The organism is Streptomyces bullii (assembly GCF_042657145.1).
Lineage (GTDB): Bacteria > Actinomycetota > Actinomycetes > Streptomycetales > Streptomycetaceae > Streptomyces > Streptomyces bullii.
Genome location: NZ_JBHSNY010000008.1, coordinates 168,848 through 187,375 on the forward strand (window position 1 = coordinate 168,848; position 18,528 = coordinate 187,375).

15 protein-coding genes are annotated in these 18,528 nt (G+C 71.9%); 6 read left to right on the forward strand and 9 right to left on the reverse strand.

Annotated features, from left to right (window positions below; all coding sequences use genetic code 11):
- Positions 1-2: 2 nt before the first annotated feature.
- The 3 genes from zwf to pgl are packed head-to-tail and all read left to right on the forward strand — an operon-like array spanning position 3 to position 3,468.
- On the forward strand, positions 3-1,541 hold the full coding sequence (gene zwf / locus ACFPZJ_RS23680; protein WP_381025079.1) for a glucose-6-phosphate dehydrogenase: 1,539 nt from the start codon (positions 3-5) through the stop codon (positions 1,539-1,541).
- A complete protein-coding gene (gene opcA, locus ACFPZJ_RS23685) occupies positions 1,538-2,686 on the forward strand; it encodes a glucose-6-phosphate dehydrogenase assembly protein OpcA (RefSeq protein ID WP_381025082.1) in 1,149 nt (382 codons plus the stop codon). The genes zwf and opcA overlap by 4 nt, the downstream gene beginning before the upstream one ends.
- Positions 2,683-3,468, forward strand: a complete 786-nt coding sequence (gene pgl / locus ACFPZJ_RS23690) for a 6-phosphogluconolactonase (RefSeq protein WP_381025085.1) — start codon at positions 2,683-2,685, stop codon at positions 3,466-3,468. The genes opcA and pgl overlap by 4 nt, the downstream gene beginning before the upstream one ends.
- 53 nt (positions 3,469-3,521) lie before the next feature.
- Here the strand turns inward: pgl and ACFPZJ_RS23695 are convergent, their stop codons facing one another.
- From ACFPZJ_RS23695 to ACFPZJ_RS23715, 5 genes are all read right to left on the reverse strand, one after another.
- Positions 3,522-4,361 (reverse strand): carbohydrate ABC transporter permease, encoded by an 840-nt coding sequence (locus ACFPZJ_RS23695; RefSeq protein WP_381025087.1) that lies wholly within the window; start codon positions 4,359-4,361, stop codon positions 3,522-3,524.
- The gene (locus tag ACFPZJ_RS23700; protein ID WP_381025090.1) at positions 4,358-5,722 is read right to left on the reverse strand and encodes an ABC transporter permease; all 1,365 of its coding nucleotides are present in this window, start codon (positions 5,720-5,722) and stop codon (positions 4,358-4,360) included. Before ACFPZJ_RS23700 ends, ACFPZJ_RS23695 begins: the two co-directional genes overlap by 4 nt.
- Positions 5,723-5,724: 2 nt before the next feature.
- The gene (locus tag ACFPZJ_RS23705; protein WP_381025093.1) at positions 5,725-7,050 is read right to left on the reverse strand and encodes an ABC transporter substrate-binding protein; all 1,326 of its coding nucleotides are present in this window, start codon (positions 7,048-7,050) and stop codon (positions 5,725-5,727) included.
- Between the two features lie 40 nt (positions 7,051-7,090).
- Positions 7,091-8,713, reverse strand: coding sequence for a glycoside hydrolase family 13 protein (locus ACFPZJ_RS23710; protein WP_381025756.1), 1,623 nt, complete (start codon positions 8,711-8,713; stop codon positions 7,091-7,093).
- A 192-nt stretch (positions 8,714-8,905) separates the two neighbouring features.
- Complete coding sequence (locus ACFPZJ_RS23715) at positions 8,906-10,177, reverse strand: ABC transporter substrate-binding protein (protein ID WP_381025094.1); 1,272 nt, start codon at positions 10,175-10,177, stop codon at positions 8,906-8,908.
- A gap of 130 nt (positions 10,178-10,307) precedes the next feature.
- Between ACFPZJ_RS23715 and ACFPZJ_RS23720 the strand changes: the two genes are divergently transcribed.
- Genes ACFPZJ_RS23720 through ACFPZJ_RS23730 form a run of 3 tightly spaced genes read left to right on the forward strand, consistent with a single transcriptional unit; the run spans position 10,308 to position 13,906 of the window.
- On the forward strand, positions 10,308-10,823 hold the full coding sequence (locus ACFPZJ_RS23720) for a PadR family transcriptional regulator (protein ID WP_381025097.1): 516 nt from the start codon (positions 10,308-10,310) through the stop codon (positions 10,821-10,823).
- Positions 10,820-11,572 carry an ABC transporter ATP-binding protein gene (locus tag ACFPZJ_RS23725; RefSeq protein WP_381025099.1) on the forward strand — a complete coding sequence of 251 codons (753 nt, stop codon included), beginning with the start codon at positions 10,820-10,822 and terminating at the stop codon, positions 11,570-11,572. Before ACFPZJ_RS23720 ends, ACFPZJ_RS23725 begins: the two co-directional genes overlap by 4 nt.
- Positions 11,573-11,623: 51 nt before the next feature.
- On the forward strand, positions 11,624-13,906 hold the full coding sequence (locus ACFPZJ_RS23730) for an ABC transporter permease (RefSeq protein WP_381025101.1): 2,283 nt from the start codon (positions 11,624-11,626) through the stop codon (positions 13,904-13,906).
- A 76-nt stretch (positions 13,907-13,982) separates the two neighbouring features.
- Here the strand turns inward: ACFPZJ_RS23730 and ACFPZJ_RS23735 are convergent, their stop codons facing one another.
- From ACFPZJ_RS23735 to ACFPZJ_RS23750, 4 genes are all read right to left on the reverse strand, one after another.
- Positions 13,983-14,945 carry a proline-rich domain-containing protein gene (locus ACFPZJ_RS23735; protein WP_381025102.1) on the reverse strand — a complete coding sequence of 321 codons (963 nt, stop codon included), beginning with the start codon at positions 14,943-14,945 and terminating at the stop codon, positions 13,983-13,985.
- A 100-nt stretch (positions 14,946-15,045) separates the two neighbouring features.
- On the reverse strand, positions 15,046-16,698 hold the full coding sequence (gene pgi, locus ACFPZJ_RS23740; protein WP_381025104.1) for a glucose-6-phosphate isomerase: 1,653 nt from the start codon (positions 16,696-16,698) through the stop codon (positions 15,046-15,048).
- A 75-nt stretch (positions 16,699-16,773) separates the two neighbouring features.
- On the reverse strand, positions 16,774-18,042 hold the full coding sequence (locus tag ACFPZJ_RS23745; RefSeq protein ID WP_381025107.1) for an MFS transporter: 1,269 nt from the start codon (positions 18,040-18,042) through the stop codon (positions 16,774-16,776).
- A gap of 144 nt (positions 18,043-18,186) precedes the next feature.
- Positions 18,187-18,522, reverse strand: coding sequence for an RNA polymerase-binding protein RbpA (locus ACFPZJ_RS23750; RefSeq protein ID WP_119105043.1), 336 nt, complete (start codon positions 18,520-18,522; stop codon positions 18,187-18,189).
- Between the last annotated feature and the right edge of the window lie 6 nt (positions 18,523-18,528).

An 18,528-nucleotide genomic window follows, 5' to 3' on the forward strand; every position in this document is an offset into this window, starting at 1 on the left:
AGGTGGCCCCCCTTTCCGGTCCCGGAGCGAACCCGCTTCGTGACCCCGCCGACCGACGGCTCCCGCGGATCGCGGGGCCGTCGGGCCTGGTCATCTTCGGCGTCACGGGCGACTTGTCGCGGAAGAAGCTCATGCCCGCCGTGTACGACCTCGCCAACCGGGGTCTGCTGCCGCCGGGCTTCTCGCTCGTCGGCTTCGCGCGGCGCGAGTGGGCCAACGAGGACTTCGCGCAGGAGGTCCACGACGCCGTCAAGGAGCACGCCCGCACGCCCTTCCGCGAGGAGGTCTGGCAGCAGCTCATCCAGGGCATGCGCTTCGTGCAGGGCACCTTCGACGACGACGACGCGTTCGAGCGGCTGCGTTCGACGATCGAGGAGCTGGACAAGGCGCAGGGCACGGGCGGCAACTTCGCCTTCTACCTCTCGGTGCCGCCCTCGGCGTTCCCGGTGGTCATCCAGCAGCTGAAGAAGCACGGGCTGGCCGACCAGACCGGCGGCTCCTGGCGGCGCGCGGTGATCGAGAAGCCGTTCGGCCACGACCTGAAGTCGGCCGAGGAGCTCAACGCGATCGTCCACGAGGTCTTCGCCCCGGACCAGGTCTTCCGCATCGACCACTACCTGGGCAAGGAGACCGTCCAGAACATCCTGGCGCTGCGCTTCGCCAACACGATGTTCGAGCCGATCTGGAACCGGTCCTTCGTGGACCATGTGCAGATCACCATGGCCGAGGACATCGGCATCGGCGGCCGGGCGGGCTACTACGACGGCATCGGCGCCGCGCGTGACGTCATCCAGAACCACCTGCTCCAGCTGATGGCGCTGACGGCCATGGAGGAGCCCGCCTCGTTCGACGCGGACGCGCTGGCCGCGGAGAAGACCAAGGTGCTCGGAGCCGTACGGCTGCCGAAGGACCTGGGCCGGGACACCGTGCGCGCCCAGTACACGGCGGGCTGGCAGGGCGGTGCGAAGGCGGTCGGTTATCTGGAGGAGGAGGGCATCGACCCGGACTCCAAGACCGACACCTACGCCGCGATCAAGCTGGGCATCGACAACCGCCGCTGGGCGGGCGTCCCCTTCTATCTGCGCACCGGCAAGCGGCTGGGCCGCCGTGTCACGGAGATCGCGGTCGTCTTCCAGCGGGCCCCGCACTCCCCCTTCGACACGACGGCCACCGAGGAACTGGGCTCCAACGCGATCGTGATCCGCGTCCAGCCCGACGAGGGCGTCACGGTCCGCTTCGGGTCCAAGGTCCCCGGCACCTCGATGGAGATCCGGGACGTGTCGATGGACTTCGCCTACGGCGAGTCGTTCACGGAGTCCAGCCCGGAGGCGTACGAGCGGCTGATCCTGGACGTGCTTCTCGGCGACTCGAACCTCTTCCCGCGCACCGAGGAGGTCGAGCTGTCCTGGAAGATCCTCGACCCGATCGAGGAGTACTGGGACAGCAACGGCAAGCCCGCCCAGTACCCGGCCGGTACCTGGGGGCCCGTCGAGGCGGACCACATGCTCGAGCGAGACGGACGGAGCTGGCGCCGGCCATGAAGACAGACCTGACCGACACCACTGCCAGCAAGATCAACAAGGCACTGGTGCAGGGCCGCCGGGCGATCGGCACTCCGGCCGTCGGCATGGTGCTCACGCTGGTCATCGTGACCGACGAGGAGAACGCGTACGACGCGCTGAAGGCCGCGAACGACGCCGCGCACGAGCATCCCTCGCGCACGCTCGTGGTCATCAAGCGTGTCTCGCGCTCGCCGCGCGACCGCACGCAGTCCCGCCTGGACGCGGAGGTCCGGCTGGGCGCGGACGCGGGCACCGGCGAGACGGTGGTGCTGCGGTTGTACGGCGAGGTGGTCGACCAGGCCCAGTCGGTGGTCCTGCCGCTGCTGCTGCCGGACGCGCCGGTGGTGGTGTGGTGGCCGGTGAACGCGCCGCTCGACCCGGCCAGCGATCCGCTGGGCGCTCTAGCCCAGCGCCGCGTCACCGACACCTACGCCTCGGAGGAGCCGGTCCGCGAGCTGGCGGCCCGGGCCAGGGCGTACACGCCCGGCGACACGGACCTGTCCTGGACCCGCATCACGCCCTGGCGTTCGATGCTGGCCGCGGCCCTTGACCAGGTCACCTGCGAGGTGCGGGCGGTCGAGGTGGAGGGCGAGGAGTTCAATCCGAGCTGCGAGCTGCTGGCGATGTGGCTCGCGGACCGGCTGGACGTGCCCGTCAGGCGCTCGCTGTCCGGCGGCCCGGGCCTCACGGCGGTCCGCATGGACACCACCTGCGGCCCGATCGTGCTGGACCGTGCCGACGGCTCCCTGGCGACCCTCTCCATCAAGGGGCAGCCGGACCGCGCGGTGGCGCTCAAGCGGCGGGAGACGGCCGAGCTGATCGCGGAGGAGCTGCGGCGGCTCGACCCGGACGACACGTACGCGTCGGCGCTGCGGTACGGGGTGGAGCGGCTGAGGTCGTCGTCGGCCGCGGCGGCCGGTGCGGCTCCGGCCCGGACGGTGCCGGCTCAGGCGCAGGAGCCGGTGGCCGATGGAGGGCCCAAAAGTGACCGGGGCGAGCCGGCCGCCGTCCCCGCTCCCGTCGAGGCGGCTGCGAAAGCACCCGCTGAGGAAGCGACGGCGCAGGCACCGGTGAAGCAGGAACCTCCCACGCCGGAGCCGGTGCGGAAGGCGGCGGCGAAGTGAGCACGGCACCGCAGCTGGTCGTCCACCGGGACAAGGAGCTGATGGCGCAGGCCGCGGCGGCCCGGCTGATCACGAAGATCGTGGACGCGCAGACGTCCCGGGGTGCGGCGTCGGTCGTCCTGACGGGCGGCCGCAACGGCAACGGCCTGCTGGCCGCCCTGGCCGCGGCGCCGGCCCGGGACGCCGTGGACTGGGGCCGCCTGGACCTGTGGTGGGGCGACGAACGCTTCCTGCCGGAGGGCGATCCGGAGCGCAACGTCACGCAGGCCCGTGAGGCGCTGCTGGACGCGGTGCCGCTGGACCCGAAGCGGGTGCACGCCATGCCCGCGTCGGACGGCCCGTACGGCGAGGACGTGGAGGCGGCGGCGGCCGCGTACGCGGAGGAGCTGGCCCGGGCGGCGCACCCGGAGAACCACGGGCCCGTCCCCACCTTCGACGTCCTGATGCTGGGCGTCGGCCCGGACACGCATGTGGCGTCGCTGTTCCCCGAGCTGCCGGCCGTCCGGGAGACGGAGCGCACGGTGGTCGGCGTGCACGGCGCGCCCAAGCCCCCGCCGACCCGGATCACCCTCACGCTCCCCGCGATCCGCGCGGCCCGTGAGGTGTGGCTGCTGGCCGCCGGCGAGGACAAGGCCCGGGCCGCGGCGATCGCCCTGTCGGGCGCGGGCGAGATCCAGGCCCCGGCGGCGGGCGCGTACGGCCGCGCCCGCACCCTGTGGCTGCTGGACGCGGCGGCGGCTTCACAGCTGCCGCGGTCGCTGTATCCACCGGCCTCCCCCTGAACGCGCTTCGGGCCCCTCGCTCCGCCGGGAGCGGGGGGCCCGATGCGTGGGCGTCACTTGACCGACCCGGCCATCACGCCTTGCACGAAGTGCCGTTGGAACGCGAAGAACACCACCACCGGCACGATCAGCGACACGAACGCCCCGGGTGCCAGGACGTCGATGTTGCTGCCGAACTGGCGGATCTGCGACTGGAGTTGCACGGTCAGCGGCTGGGAGGAGCTGTCGGCGAACAGCAGGGCCACCAGCATGTCGTTCCAGACCCACAGGAACTGGAAGATGGCGAGGCTGGCGATGGCCGGCCGGCCCACGGGCAGTACGAGCCGGGTGAAGATGCGCCACTCGCTGCCGCCGTCCATGCGGGCCGCCTCCAGCATCTCCTTCGGCATCTCGGCGAAGTAGTTCCGCAGCAGGAACACCGCGAACGGCAAGCCGTAGGCGACGTGGAAGAGCACCACGCCCGGGATCGTGCCGAACAGGCCCAGCTGGCCGAAGAGTTTGGCGACCGGCAGCAGTCCGATCTGCACGGGCACCACCAGCAGCGCCACCACGACGAGGAAGATCGCCTCCCGGCCGGGGAAGTCCAGCCAGGCGAAGGCGTATCCGGCCAGTGCCGCGACGACGACGACCAGCACGGTCGTCGGCACCGAGATCAGCACCGTGTTCCAGAACGCCTGTGTGATGCCGGCGTTCCCCAGCAGCGCCGAGTAGTTGTCGAAGGACAGCTGGCCCGGGCTGGTGAACACCGTCCACCAGCCGCCCTTCGCCGTGTCCTCGGCGGATCGCAGGGAGGAGAGGAACAGCCCGGCCAGCGGTGTCATCCACACCAGGCCGATCACCACCAGGAAGGCCTGCACCAGTCCGTTGCCCAGGCCCCGCCTGACCGCGTTCATCGCTGACTCCTTCGGAAACGGCGGACGTTGAAGACCATGGCCGGGATCACCAGCAGCAGGAGCAGCACACCGAGCGCGCTGCCCAGCCCCTGGTTGTTGCCGCCGCCGAACGACACCAGCCACATCTGGGTGGCGAGCACGGTCGCGTCCTCCTGCACCGGTCCGGGCGCGATGATGTAGACGAGGTCGAAGACCTTCATCACGTTGATCACCAGGGTCACGAAGACGACCGTCAGGACCGGTGCCAGCAGCGGAACCGTGATGCGGCGGAAGATCTGCCACTCGTTCGCGCCGTCCATCCGCGCCGCCTCCAGCGCGTCACGCGGCAGCGTGGCCAGGCCCGCGCCGATCAGCACCATCGCGAAGCCGGTCCAGATCCACAGGTACGCCCCGATGATCGCGGGAGTGACCAGGGCCGGGCCGAGCCAGGAGACGCCCTCGTACGGCGGGGCGAAGTTCGATGCGGGCAGCTTGAGGGTGTACGAGCCGTCGGACAGTCCCTCGAAGCGGAACGAGCCGTCGGAGGCGGTGGTCGTCGAGGCGACGGTCCTGCCGTCGCGGACGGCCTCGACCTTCATCTCCGGCAGGCCGCTCTCCCGCCGGTCGACCTTGCCCTGCTGCCCTCCCCCGCCGGGGGTGAAGTCCAGGTAGACGACACCCCGCAGCTCGTCGGGCGCTGCCTGCCGCCCGGCGGCCGCGTACGCGGGGCGGGCGTCACCGGGCAGGTCGTCGGGGCGGACGCCGACGAGCCCGAGCGCCACCGCGTTCCCCGGCGACGCGCTGGTCCGCGTCCGGTACGCCCCGTCCGTGTCCTTGGCCAGCCCCTGGCCGTCCCGGGCCCGGGCCGTCGGATAGGACGACGTGCCCGTGAAGGCGTCGTGGACGGAGACCACGGCGGCGTTCAGCACACCCTTGTCGGGGTTCTCGTCGTAGGCGAGCCGGAAGATGATGCCGGCGGCGAGGAAGGACACCGCCATCGGCATGAACAGCAGCAGCTTGAAGGCCGTGGCCCAGCGGACCTTCTCCACCAGCACGGCCAGGATCAGGCCGAGACCGGTCAGCAGGGCCGGGGCCACGACGACCCAGATCGCCGTGTTGCGGATGGCCTTGAGCGTGGCCGGGTCGCGGAACATCTCGGTGTAGTTCTCGCCGCCCACGAACCGCGTTCCGGAGGCGTCGAAGAAGCTGCGTCCGACGGAGAACAGCACCGGGTAGACGACGAGTGCGCCCAGCAGGAGCAGTGCGGGGAGGACGAACAGCAGGGCGACGATCCGGCCCCGCCGCCGCAGACGCCGGCCGCGTGCGCTGCCGGGGGCCGGGGCGGCCGGGGGGCTCGTCTCCTTCACCAGGGTCGTGGTCATGATCAGCCCTGGTACGCCTTGGCCGCCGCGGCCTCCAGCTTCGCCGCGGTGCCCTTCGGGTCGGACGGGTCGCGCAGGAAGTCCTGGAGCAGCTTCCACTCGCCGGCGCCCTTGGTGCCGCCGAAGGCCGCCGGGGCCTGGTCGGACATGTCGAAGCGGACCGAGTCACCGGCCTGGACGAGGGACTTGGCGGTGGCCCGGGTCACGTCGTCGCCGTACGAGGCGAGGTCGAGCTTCTTGTTCGGGGAGAGGAAGCCGCCCGCCTCGGCCCACACGGCCGCGGCCTCGGGCGTCGCCAGGTACTCCAGGAGCGCCATCGCGCCCTTCTGGTTCTTGCCGTCCTTCAGGACGACGGCCGCGTCACCGCCGCTGACGACGGGTGCCTTGCCGTCGCCGACCGCCGGGAACGGGAAGAAGTTCGCGTCCTCGCCGATGGTCCTGCCGAACTGGTCCTTGGCGACGCCGGCGACGAAGTCGCCCTCGTAGACCATGCCGGCCTCGGGCTTGGGGCCGAACACCTTCTCCACCGAGCCGGGGAAGTCGGTGTTCAGGGCGCCCTTCTGGCCGCCCGCGATCAGCTGCTTGTCCTTGAAGAGCTTGCCGAGCGTGGTGAGGGCCTCGACCACCGAGGCGTCGGTCCACTTCAGCTTGTGGGCGGCGAGGGCGTCGTACTTCTCCGGCCCTGCCTGGGAGAGGTAGACGTTCTCGAACCAGTCGGTGAGCGTCCAGCCGTCCTGCCCGGCGACCGAGAAGGCGGCGAGTCCGGAGTCGGAGACGGTCCGCCCGGCCTTCAGCATCTCGTCGTACGTCTTCGGCGGCTTGATGCCCGCCTGGGCGAGGGCGTCGGGGCTGTACCAGACGGTCGACTTGTGGGCGGCCTTGAAGTAGAGGCCGTAGAGGGTGCCGTCGACGCTGCCGTAGTTCTTCCACACCGGCGCGAAGTTGGCGTCCACGGACTTCTGGGCCGTGTCGGACAGGGGCTTGAGCCAGCCGTTCTGCGCGAACTGCTGCAGGACGCCGACCTGCGGGACCATCACGACGTCGGGCGCGTTGCCGCCCTCGATCTTGCTGCCGACGACGGTGGAGACGTTGTCGCCGGTGGAGACGAACTGCGTCTTGGCGCCGGTCTTCTCGGCGAAGGCGTCGAGCACCTTCTGGAAGTTCTTCTGCTCGGTGCCGGACCAGACACCGGCCACGGTGACCGTCTGGCCGCTCAGGGCCTTGTCACCGCCGCCCGCCGTGACGGGTCCGCCGCCGCAGGCGGTCGCGCCGAATGCCAGGGCGAGGGCGGTGCAGCCCGTGAGCAGGGTGGTACGTCGTCGCATCATCGTTGATGTCCCTTCGAGGGGGTGGGCGATTGCCGGACGGTCAGAGGTCGTTGATCCACCAGGCGGCCGTGGAGCCAGGGAGCAACCCGGCCGGGCAGGGGCCGCTGGACAGCAACGGGGTGCCGGAGACCGGCGCGGATACGGGAGCGGTGGTGAAGTTGACCGCGCACACCAGGTCGTCGCCGCGGACGAAGGCCAGCACGCCCGGCGGGGTGTCCAGCCAGCGCAGCGTGCCCTCGCCGAGCTGGGGCAGCGCGGCCCGCAGCTGGAGGCCGTCGCGGTACAGGTGCCAGAACGAGCGGGTGTCGGCGAGCGCGCGGTCGGTGGCGTACTCGGCGAAGTACTCGGGCTGCGGCAGCCACGGCTTGGCGCCCTCGGCTCCGGAGGTGAAGCCGAACGGGGACGCCTGCCCGGACCAGGGCAGCGGCACCCGGCAGCCGTCGCGGATCCGGGCCCGGCTGCCGGTGCGGCGGAAGATCGGGTCGGTGAGCACGTCGTCCGGCAGGTCCACGACCTCGGGCAGCCCCAGTTCCTCGCCCTGGTAGATGTACGCGGCCCCGGGCAGCGCCAGCATCAGCAGTGCGGCGGCGCGGGCGCGGGCGGCGCCGAGGCCGCTGCCGTGCGGGGTGGGTTCGCCGTAGCGGGTGACGGTGCGGACCTGGTCGTGGTTGTTGAGGACCCAGGTGACCGTCGAGCCGGTGCCGGCGATGTCCTGCATGGCCTCGGAGATGACCTTGCGGAAGGCATCGGCCTCCCAGGGGGCGCTGAGCAGGTCGAAGAAGAAGGCCTGGTGCAGTTCGTCGGGGCGGACGTACTGGGCGTGCTCGCGGGCGGTGGGGACCGACACCTCGCCGACCAGGAGGCGTTCGCGGCCGTCCCTTGCGGCGTACTCCTCGCAGATCTCCCGCCAGCGGCGCCACACGTCGTGCACCTCGGGCTGGTTCCAGGCGAGCGGGTTGACCGAGTCGCGGGTGCGGGCGTCGGCCTCGGGGTCGTCGGAGTCGGGCAGCTCCGGGTGCTTGAAGAGCCCGGCGGCGACGTCGATGCGGAAGCCGTCGACGCCCCGGTCCAGCCAGAAGCGCAGGATCCGCTCGAACTCGGCGGGGACCTCGGGGTTGCGCCAGTTCCAGTCGGGCTGCTCCGGCGTGAACATGTGCAGGTACCACTGCCCGGGCCGGCCGTCCGCCTCGGTCACCCGGCTCCAGGCCGGGCCACCGAACATGGCGTGCCAGTTGTTGGGCGGCTCGCAGCCGTCGGGTCCGCGCCCGTCGGCGAAGTGGAAGCGGGCGCGGGCCGGGCTGCCGGGGCCTTCCGCGAGGGCCTCGCGGAACCACGGGTGCTCGCTGGAGCAGTGGTTCGGGACGATGTCCAACAGCACCCTGATCCCGAGCCGCCGGGCGGCCGCCACCAGCAGATCGAACTCGGCGAGGTCGCCGAAGAGCGGGTCGACGCCGCAGTAGTCGGCCACGTCGTAGCCGTGGTCGTGCTGCGGCGACGGGTAGAAGGGGCTCAGCCAGATGCCGTCCACGCCGAGCTTCTTCAGATAGGGCAGGCCGGCCCTCACCCCGGCGAGATCGCCGATGCCGTCACCGGTGCTGTCCAGGAAGCTGCGGACGTACACCTGGTAGATCACTGCGTCGCGCCACCAGTGGTGGGTGCCGATGCGCTTGAGACTCACCCCGTCGACCTGTCTGTGCGTGCTAACGGTTATGCATGCATGTTAAGTAGCGGTGTTGCGAAGGTGTCAATGAATGGACCGCAACTATTCAGGAGTTGCCCTGCGCATCAGCGGAGGTTTCCGGACAAATTCGACCTAGTCGAGACCCCGGCGTTACTTAACAAGTAACTATGGCGTCTAGCCGCGGGAGATCGCGGCCAGCTCCCGCGCCAGCCGCTCCACCGCCGCCTCGGGCGTCTGCCGCCCGGTCATCGCGTCGTGCACGACCGCCTGCACCGCCAGGCTGACCTGGTCGTAGCGCGGGCTCTTGGGGCGCGGGGCGGCGGACAGCACGCTCTCGCGCAGGGTCGGCAGGTACGGGAACGCCCGCACCAACGCCGGATCCTCGTAGAGGTCGGCCCGTACCGGCGGCAGCGCGCCCCGGGTGAGGACCTGGCGCTGGACGGGTTCGCTGGTGAGATACGCGATCAGGCGCGCGGCGGAGTCGGGGTGCCGTGCGTGCGTGCTGACGGCCAGGTTGGAGCCGCCGAGGACACTCGTCCCCGGCCCGTCCGGCCCCGGCAGCGGCACGGCGCCGACCTTCCCGGCGACCGCGGAGCCCCGGGCGGAGGCGCCGACGTACGCGTAGGGCCAGTTGCGCAGGAAGAGCAGCCGACCGTCCTGGAAGGCCTGCTTGGACTCCTCCTCCTTGTACGTCAGCGCCTCTTTCGGGATCCAGCCCTCGCGGACGCCCCGGGCGAGGAATCCGATGCCCTCCCGGGCCGCCGCCGAGTCCACGGTGACGCGCTCGCCCTCGTCGCCGAGGATCGTGCCGCCCGCCGAGTAGACGGCCTCGGCCGCGTTGACGGTGAGTCCCTCGTAGGGCAGGAACTGGCCGGCGTAGCCGTCGAGCCCGTGCTCCGGGGCGATGGTCTTGGCGTACCGCTCCAGTTCTGCCCAGGTGCGCGGCGGCGGGACGCCCTCCTCGGCCAGGACGTCCTTGCGGTACAGGAGCAGGCCCGCGTTGGTGACGTACGGGACGGCGTACAGGCGTCCGTCGTAGGTCGCCGTGTCGACGACCGGCGGCAGGAACGAGTCGAGGGGGAAACGGTCGCGCGGCAGCGGCCGGATCCAGCCCGCGGCGGCGAACTCCGAGGTCCAGTTGACGTCGATGTTGAGCACGTCGAAGCGGCTGCGGTCGCCGTCGCGCAGGTCGGTGGCCATCTGCGCGCGGGTCTCGTCGGCCGAGTCGGGCAGCTCGACGAGGGTGACCTTCTCACCGGGGTGGATGCGGTTCCAGCCCTCCAGCAGCGGGCCGAGATAGCCGGTGAGGTCCCCGGCGGTGGCGAGCGTGAGCGGGCCACGACCGTCCCCGGCGCCCTCCCCCGCCTGCGCGCCGGAGGCCACATAACCGGTCAGGACCACCACGAGAACGAGGAGCCCCCTACCGGCGGCGTGTATCCACCGCATAGGTTCCTCCCTGGTACACCGGCCACGGGCGTCTTCGCTCGGGTCAGAGGCCATGTATACCTGTTAGGTATGGGCGATACTAGGGCCTGGAGCACATTACGCACATGGTGAGGACAGGAGGACTGCACGCGTGCGCCTGCCCCTCCTGGCACTCCTCGCCCGCGGCCCCGCCCACGGCTACGAGCTCAAGCAGGACCTTGAGCAACTGCTGGGCTCCGCGTACCCTCAGCCGAACGTCGGCCAGGTCTACGTGACCCTCGGCCGCCTCGAGAAGCAGGGGCTGATCGAGGGCGAGGACGTCGAGCAGTCCAGCCGGCCCAACAAGAAGGTCTACCACCTCACGGACGCCGGGCGTGAGGCGCTGCGCGCCTGGTTCGAGGAGCCCGAGGACGAGCCACGGGTACGGGACGAGTTCTTCATGAAGCTGGCCCTCGCCCCGCAGACCGGTCTCGCCGACCAGGTCGCCCTCATCAACAAGCAGCGGCGCCAGTACCTGAACACCATGCGGCAGCTGTCGAAGCTGGCCGCCGCCGAAGACCGGGACAACCGCATCGCCCATCTGCTGATAGAAGGTGCGATGCTGCATCTGCAGGCCGATCTCGACTGGCTGGAAAGGTGCCAGGAAGAGCTGGAGGAGCTGGAGTGAGCGAGAGTCCCGCTCCTGTGCTGCGCGCCCGGGGCCTGGTCAAGACGCACCACGGCGAGGGCGCGCCCGCCCACGCCGTGCGCGGGGTGGACCTGTCCGTGCGGCAGGGCGAGTTCGTGGCGATCACCGGTCCGTCGGGCGCCGGGAAGTCGACGCTGCTGCACCTGCTCGGCGGGTTGCAGCGGCCGGACGCCGGCAGCATCTGGCTGGACGGCGCGTGCACGGACGCGTGGAGCGAGGCCCGCTGGGCCGTGGAACGCCGCAAACGGATCGGGATCGTCTTCCAGTTCTTCAACCTGGTGTCGAACCTGTCCGTCGCCGACAACGTCGAGCTGCCCGCTCTGCTCGCCGGGGTGCCGCCGAAGCGGGCCCGGGCCGAGCGGGAGCAGCTGCTGGCCGAGCTGGGGCTCGCCGGCAAGGAGCGCGGGATGCCGGGCGAGCTGTCCGGTGGTGAGCAGCAGCGGGTGGCGCTGGCCCGCGCGCTGGTCAACCATCCGCCGCTGCTGCTGGCCGACGAGCCGGCGGGCAGCCTGGACAGCAAGGGCACCCGTGAGGTGATGCGGCTGCTGTCCCGCTTCCACCAGCGCGGCCAGACGATCCTGCTGGTCACGCACGACGCGCGGCTGGCGAGCGCCGCGGACCGGGTGATCAGCTTCTTCGACGGGCGGATCGCCGACGACGCGGAACTGGACGGCGGCACCCCGCCGCGCCGCTCCGGCATATCCGGTGTGCTGGAACTCAAGGACTGACATGCGGGTGTACGACGTCATCGCCGCGTGCGGGCCGAGGGGCTGAGGCCCGTGCGAGCCGCTCTGCGCTGGGCGCACTCCGATCTGCGCACGCACCGCGGTGAGGCACTGTTCCTGGTCCTCGCCACAGCGGGCATCGTCGTGTCGCTGCTGCTGGCCACGGCCCTGTTCGGATACGCCACCAACCCCTGGCAGCGGGTCTTCACCCAGGCACGTGGCGCACACGTCTGGCTGCACACCGCGCCCAAGGCCGACACCGGCAGGCTGACCGAACTGGACGGCGTCGAGTCCGTCGCCGGCCCCTACCCCACCTCCTCCGTCACCGTCGCCTCGCGCGGCAGCCGAGCCTCGGTCGAACTGCGCGGGACCGCCGAACGGCCCTCGGTCGGCCGTCCGCTGATCACCTCCGGGCACTGGCTCGATCCGGCGGCCCCCGACGGGGTGGTGCTGGAGAGCCGGCTGGCCCGTGCGCTGCTCGCCCAGCCCGGCGACACACTCACGGTGCCCGGCACCGCGCGCACCCTGACCGTGGTGGGCGTCGCCGACAGCGCCGAGCCGCGCTACCGGCCGGGTGAGCAGCCCGGGCAGGTGTGGGCGCTGCCGTCGGCCGTGCCGCACCCCGGCGGGCAGGTGATCGGGCTGCGCCTGACCGACCCCGACGACACCGACTACGCCGTGCAGCGCGCTGTGACCGTGCTGGGCGCCGGAGCTATCGGTGAGGTCTCCACCTGGAAGCAGGCCCGTGCCGAGGCGCAGGGCGACAACCGGCTGCTCGGGCAGGTGCTGGGGCTGTTCGGCCTGGGGGCGCTGATCGCCGCCGGGCTCGCGGTGCACGGGGCGATCGGCACCCGCATCCGCGGCCATCTGCGGGACATCTCGGTGCTGAAGGCGATCGGCTTCACACCCGGCCAGGTGGTCCGGATCTTCCTGCTGCAACACCTCACTTACGCGCTGCTGGGTGCCGTGGCCGCCGCCGCGCTCACCCAGGCCCTGGGCAGCCGCGTGCCGGGCCGGCTCGGCGACGCGGTCGGCGTGTGGCAGGGGCTGCCCGGCAGCACGGCGGCCCTGGTCGTGGTGCCGGCGGGCGCGGTGCTGTTCATCGGCGCGACGACCGGGCTGGCGGCCTGGCGGGCGGGGCGGGTCTCGCCCGTGCCGGTGCCCCGGCCCGCCGCACCGCTGGGCGGGCGGCTGTCGGGCGTGGCGCGCCGGGCCCTGGGAGCGCGGGTGCCACCCGCGCTGATCCTGGGCTGGCACCAGGCGTTCACCCGCCGCCCCCGCTCCCTTGGCACGATCGCCCGTCTCACCCTGCCGCTGCTGCTGATCGTGGTGGCGATGAGCGCGTGGACCACCATCGACCGCTTCCACAGCAGTCCCGAGCGGGTCGGCCTGCCGACCGCGCTCAGTGTCCGCGCCGACGCGAATCTGGGCGAACGGGACGCCCGCGCCCTGCTGGAACGCGATCCGCAGGTCGCCGCCGCCTACCCCGGTGTGGAGGTGGCGGCCCTCGTGCCGGGCCAGACGGCGACCATCGCCCTGCGCGGCCTCGGCACCCATGCGGAGCCGTACCCGTACACCCTGGCCGAGGGCCGCGCCGCGCGCGGGCCCGACGAGGCGGTGGCCGGACAGGGACTGCTCGACCTGCTGGACGTGCGGGTCGGCGACTGGGTGCGGATGACCGTCGGCGACCAGCCGCAGGTCCTGCACATCGTGGGCCGCAGCATCGAGCCGGAGAACGCCGGCCGGGTCGTGTCCACGTCCCTCGACACGCTCCGCGAGAACGACCCCGGCCTGCGCCCCACCCTCTACCAGCTCCGCCTGGACCCGGGCGCCGACCCGCACCGGGTCGCCGACCGGCTCGCGGAGACCGGGCGCGGCCACCTGGACGTGCACACCGTGACGAACCCCGCCGACGGGCTCTCCCCGCTGCGCGCAGTCGTCCTCGGCCTGATCGCCGTGCTCGCCCTCATCGGGCTCATCGAGCTGCTGACCGCGATCGGCGGCACCGTCCGCGAGGGGGAGCGGGACCTGCTCGCCCTGAAGGCGATCGGCCTGTCGCCCCGGCAGATCACCGCGATCACGATCACCGCCACCGGCTGTACGACCCTGGCGGCCGTCGTCGTCGCCACCGCCCTGGGCCTGCCGCTCGCGCACTGGCTGATCGACGCCCAGGGCCGGTGGAGCGGTATCGGCGCGGGGATCGCGCACGGCCCGTCCCTCGTGCTGCTGCTGCCGCTCGGGGCGGCCGCCGTGCTCGGCGCGGTGGTGCTCGCCGCCCTGCCGGCGGCCCGCGCGGCACGCCGCCGGCTGGCGGACACCCTCAGCGCGGTCGCCTGACCGAAGGCGGACGGCGGGCGCCCCGACGGCAGCCAGGCCACACGGCAGACGGCCCGGCGGTGCCCCTGCGCCTGACTCAGCGGCCGTTCGGTCCGGGCCCGTGCGGACGGCCGTACGGGTTGCCCTGCGGCGGCGGATACGGGGTGCCCTGGGGCGCCGGATACGGGGTGGCGTACGGGTTTCCCCGGGGCGGCGCGTACGGGCCGCCGTACGGACTGCCCGGCGGGTTGCCCTGCGGCGGCACGCACGGCGCTCCCCCAGGCGGGGCCGGCGGCATCGGCGGGGGCGGAACGGGAACGCGCGGCAAGGTCGCCGGGTGGGCGCCCAGCCGGATGCCGTACCGCCGCCTGAGCCGCTGCGCCTCCAGCAACGCGATCCCCGTGACGGTCACCGGGGCGCCCAGGATGAAGACGACGCCCATCATCAGGCTGAGGCCGTGCAGGTCGCCGGTGACCAGGTCGGGGATGGCCATCAGCCAGGAGGTCACCGTGGCGAGCAGCGGCGGAAGGCAGCGGTGGACACCCGCGGTGCCGAAGAAGTTCCCCGACACGTGTACGGCACCGCGCGCCACGAACACCACCATCCACAGCGCCGCGCAGCCGAGCGGCAGCACCGCGAGCCCGAACCCCGAGGCGTTCTGCAACAGCAGCACCGTCACGACGACCGAGCCGACGAAGAGCAGCAGCAGCTTCAGCGAGTTGAGCAGCTGCACCTTCAACGCCCGGACCGTGCCGCCGCGCCGCCACACGGAGAGCATCACGGCGACCGTCAGCGGCGTGATGAACAGCAGGACGGCGGAGGCCGTCAGCATGTTCTCCAGCACCTCGTCGAAGGCGAAGCCGCCCTCGACGAAGGTGTAGACGCCGACCGCCGCGACCGTCCCGGCGATGAGCCGCGCCTTCTTCAGCTGCTCCACCGCCGGGTCGAGCGAGTCCGGTATCCACGCCGGATGGAACACCGCACGCGCGGCGTGCTTCGGGCGCAGCAACTCGCGCACCGTCAGCCCACCACCGGTCCAACTCCCCTGCGCCCCAGCCACTTTGCACTCCCCCGAGACAGGGCTTCCTTGATCGCGGGGAGTCTACGGGAAGCGGACGGCGCCGCGCCGCCCGCTTTCCCGCGCCACCATGCCCCCCGGCTCACTGCCGGCCGCGCAGCTCCCGGTACGTGGCCACGAGAGCCTTGGTGGAGGCGTCCAGGCCCGGCACCTCGGCGCCGTCGGTCAGCGCGGGCTCGACGCGCTTGGCGAGGACCTTGCCGAGCTCGACGCCCCACTGGTCGAAGGAGTCGATGTTCCAGATCGCGCCCTGCACGAACACCTTGTGCTCGTAGAGGGCGACGAGCTGGCCGAGCACGGACGGGGTGAGTTCACGCGCGAGGATGGTGGTCGTCGGGTGGTCGCCCTTGAACGTCTTGTGCGGCACCAGCTCCTCCGGTACGCCTTCGGCGCGCACCTCTTCCGGCGTCTTGCCGAACGCCAGTGCCTGCGTCTGGGCGAAGAAGTTCGCCATCAGCAGGTCGTGCTGGGCCTTGAGTTCCTCGCCCAGCTCGGCGACCGGCTCGGCGAAGCCGATGAAGTCGGCAGGGATCAGCTTTGTGCCCTGGTGAATGAGCTGGTAGTAGGCGTGCTGACCGTTGGTGCCGGGCGTGCCCCACACGATCGGCCCCGTCTGCCACTCCACCTCGCGCCCGTCCCGGTCCACGTACTTGCCGTTGGACTCCATGTCGAGCTGCTGCAGGTACGCGGTGAACCTGGACAGGTAGTGGCTGTAGGGCAGCACCGCGTGCGACTCGGCGCCGTGGAAGTTGCCGTACCAGATGCCCAGCAGGCCCATCAGCAGCGGCACGTTGGACTCGGCGGGCGCGGTGCGGAAGTGCTCGTCGACGACGTGGAACCCGTCGAGCATCTCCCGGAAGCGGTCCGGCCCGATCGCGATCATCAGGGACAGGCCGATGGCCGAGTCGTAGGAGTAGCGTCCGCCGACCCAGTCCCAGAACTCGAACATGTTGGCCGTGTCAATGCCGAACTCGGCGACCTTCTCCGCGTTCGTCGACAGGGCGACGAAGTGCTTGGCGACGGCCGCCTGGTCGCCGAGCGCGTCCAGCAGCCAGGTGCGCGCGGAGGTGGCGTTGGTGACCGTCTCGATGGTGGTGAAGGTCTTGGAGGCGATGATGAACAGCGTCTCCGCCGGGTCCAGGTCCCGGACCGCCTCGTGCAGGTCGGCCCCGTCCACGTTGGACACGAAGCGGAACGTCAGTGAGCGGTCGGTGTAGGCGCGCAGCACCTCGTACGCCATCGCGGGGCCCAGGTCCGAGCCGCCGATGCCGACGTTGACGACATTGCGGATCGGCCTGCCGGTGTGGCCCGTCCAGGCGCCGGAGCGTACCCGGTCGGCGAAGTCGGCCATCTTGTCGAGGACCGCGTGCACACCCGGCACGACGTTCTCGCCGTCGACCTCGATGACCGCGTCACGGGGGGCCCGCAGGGCGGTGTGCAGCACGGCCCTGCGCTCTGTCGTGTTGATCTTCTCGCCTCGGAACATGGCGTCCCGCAGGGCGAACACGTCGGTGGCGGCGGCCAGCTCGCGCAGCAGCCGCAGCGTCTCGTCGGTGACGAGGTGCTTGGAGTAGTCGACGTACAGGTCACCGACCCGGAGCGTGTACCCGGTGCCGCGGCCGGGGTCGGCGGCGAACAGCTCGCGCAGTCGCACCTCGCCGAGTTCCTCGCGGTGCTTGGCCAGAGCGGTCCACTCGGGGGTCTGGTTGAGCCTGGTACGGCCGTCTGCGTTCATCTCGGACTTCAGCCTTCTTCCTTGCCTGCCTGTGCTGCTGCGTACCTGCCCCGCTGCCGGTCCCAACCTAATTGATCAGCCGTTGACGTGAACCGTCGTGGCGCCGTCGTCCGGGGCAACGACAGGTACGTCCGGCTTGCGCGCCGGTATCAGCGCGATGACGGACAGGACGAAGAAGGCAGCGGCGAGCAGCGCCGGTGTGTTCGCTCCCCAGGCGGTGGCGACGGCCCCGCCGAGCAGCGCGCCCAGGGGTGCCCCGGCGACCGCGAGCGTCCGGTAGGCGGAGCTGACCCGGCCCAGCGCTCCGGCGGGGCTGCGCTGCTGCATGAGCGTGGTCGTGTTGACGTTCCACACCATCCCCATGCACCCGAAGACGGCCATGGCGACCACCAGCGCCACCGGGCTGCGCACCGAACCCATGACGACGAGCGCCCCGGTCTGCACGGCCCCGGCGACGAGCACCGCCCGCATCCGCCCGACGCGGTCCGTGAGCCGGCGGTTGGCCGCTGCCCCGGCGAGGCTGCCGACGGTGTACGCCGTCATGGCCGCCGCGTATCCGGCATTGCCGGCGTCGAGCCAGCCGGTCACCAGGACCACCAGCGTGGCGATCAGGGCGCCCATGCCGATGTTGCACAGGGCGGTGGCGGCACACAGCCCGCGCAGCGCCCGGTCCCGCCCCAGGGTGCGCAGCCCCTCGGCGATCTCCCGGCGCAGCGTGCTGCCCGCCGGCCTGGGCTTGCGCTCGGGCGCGGCGGTGCGCAGGGAGGCGACCAGCGCGGCGGCCACCAGGAAGGTGACGGCGTCGGCCGCGAAGGGCACGGCGGCCCCGGCCGTCAGCAGCAACGGCACCACGGGTCCGCCCAACAGGCCACCGGCGATGCGCTGGCCGGTCATCAGGCGGGCGTTTGCGCTGCCGAGCGCTTCGCGGTGGACCAGGACAGGCAGCAGGGCGGTGGAGGCGTTGTCGAAGAGGGTCTGCAGGGTGGTCAGGACGAAGGCGAGGACGATCAACAGGGCGATCGACGCGTGACCGAGCGCGACGGCCACCGCGAAGCCCGCGACCAGCAGTCCCCGCACAACGTCGACCGTCCACATGGCGCGGCGCTGGTCCACGCGGTCGGCGACGGCCCCGCCGAGCAGCCCGAAGACGATCCACGGCAGATAGCCGCAGGCGGCGACGGACGCGATGAGCAGGGGATCGTCCGTCAGTGTCACGGCCAGCAGGGGTAGCGCGGCCGTGCGCAGCGCGTCGCCGAAGCTGGACAGCACGGCGGCGCTCCACAGCCGCCCGAAACCACCCCGCCACGCGGGCGCGCACGCACCCGCCGCCTCGACCCTCGCCACAACTCCCCCTCACGGTTCGCCCGATGCACAAACCGTAGAGGGCACCACTGACAGTCGGTCCGCGGTGAGCCGGCCCCGAGCACGAAAGAGCCCGGCGCAACAGCTCCGGCCGGACACCTCTCGGTGCCCGGCCGGCCTCAACTCCTAGATCTCGCCCCGCAGTTTGGCGAGCGCCTCGGCGAGGATCGCCTCACCGTCCGCGTCGCTGCGGCGCTCGCGCACATACGCCAGGTGCGTCTTGTAGGGCTCGGTGCGCGGCGGGTCCGGCGGGTTGTCCCGGTCCTGTCCGGCCGGGAATCCGCAGCGGGGGCAGTCCCAGGTTTCGGGCACCTGCGCATCGCTGGCGAAGCTCGGCTGGGTCTCGTGCCCGTTGGAGCACCAGAAGGAGACGCGCAGCCGCGGCGCGGACTCGCCGCGCTCGGCCTCGCCCATCGGCCCCGCCCCGACCCGGCTACCTCGGATCGCGTTGCCACTTGCCACGGTCGT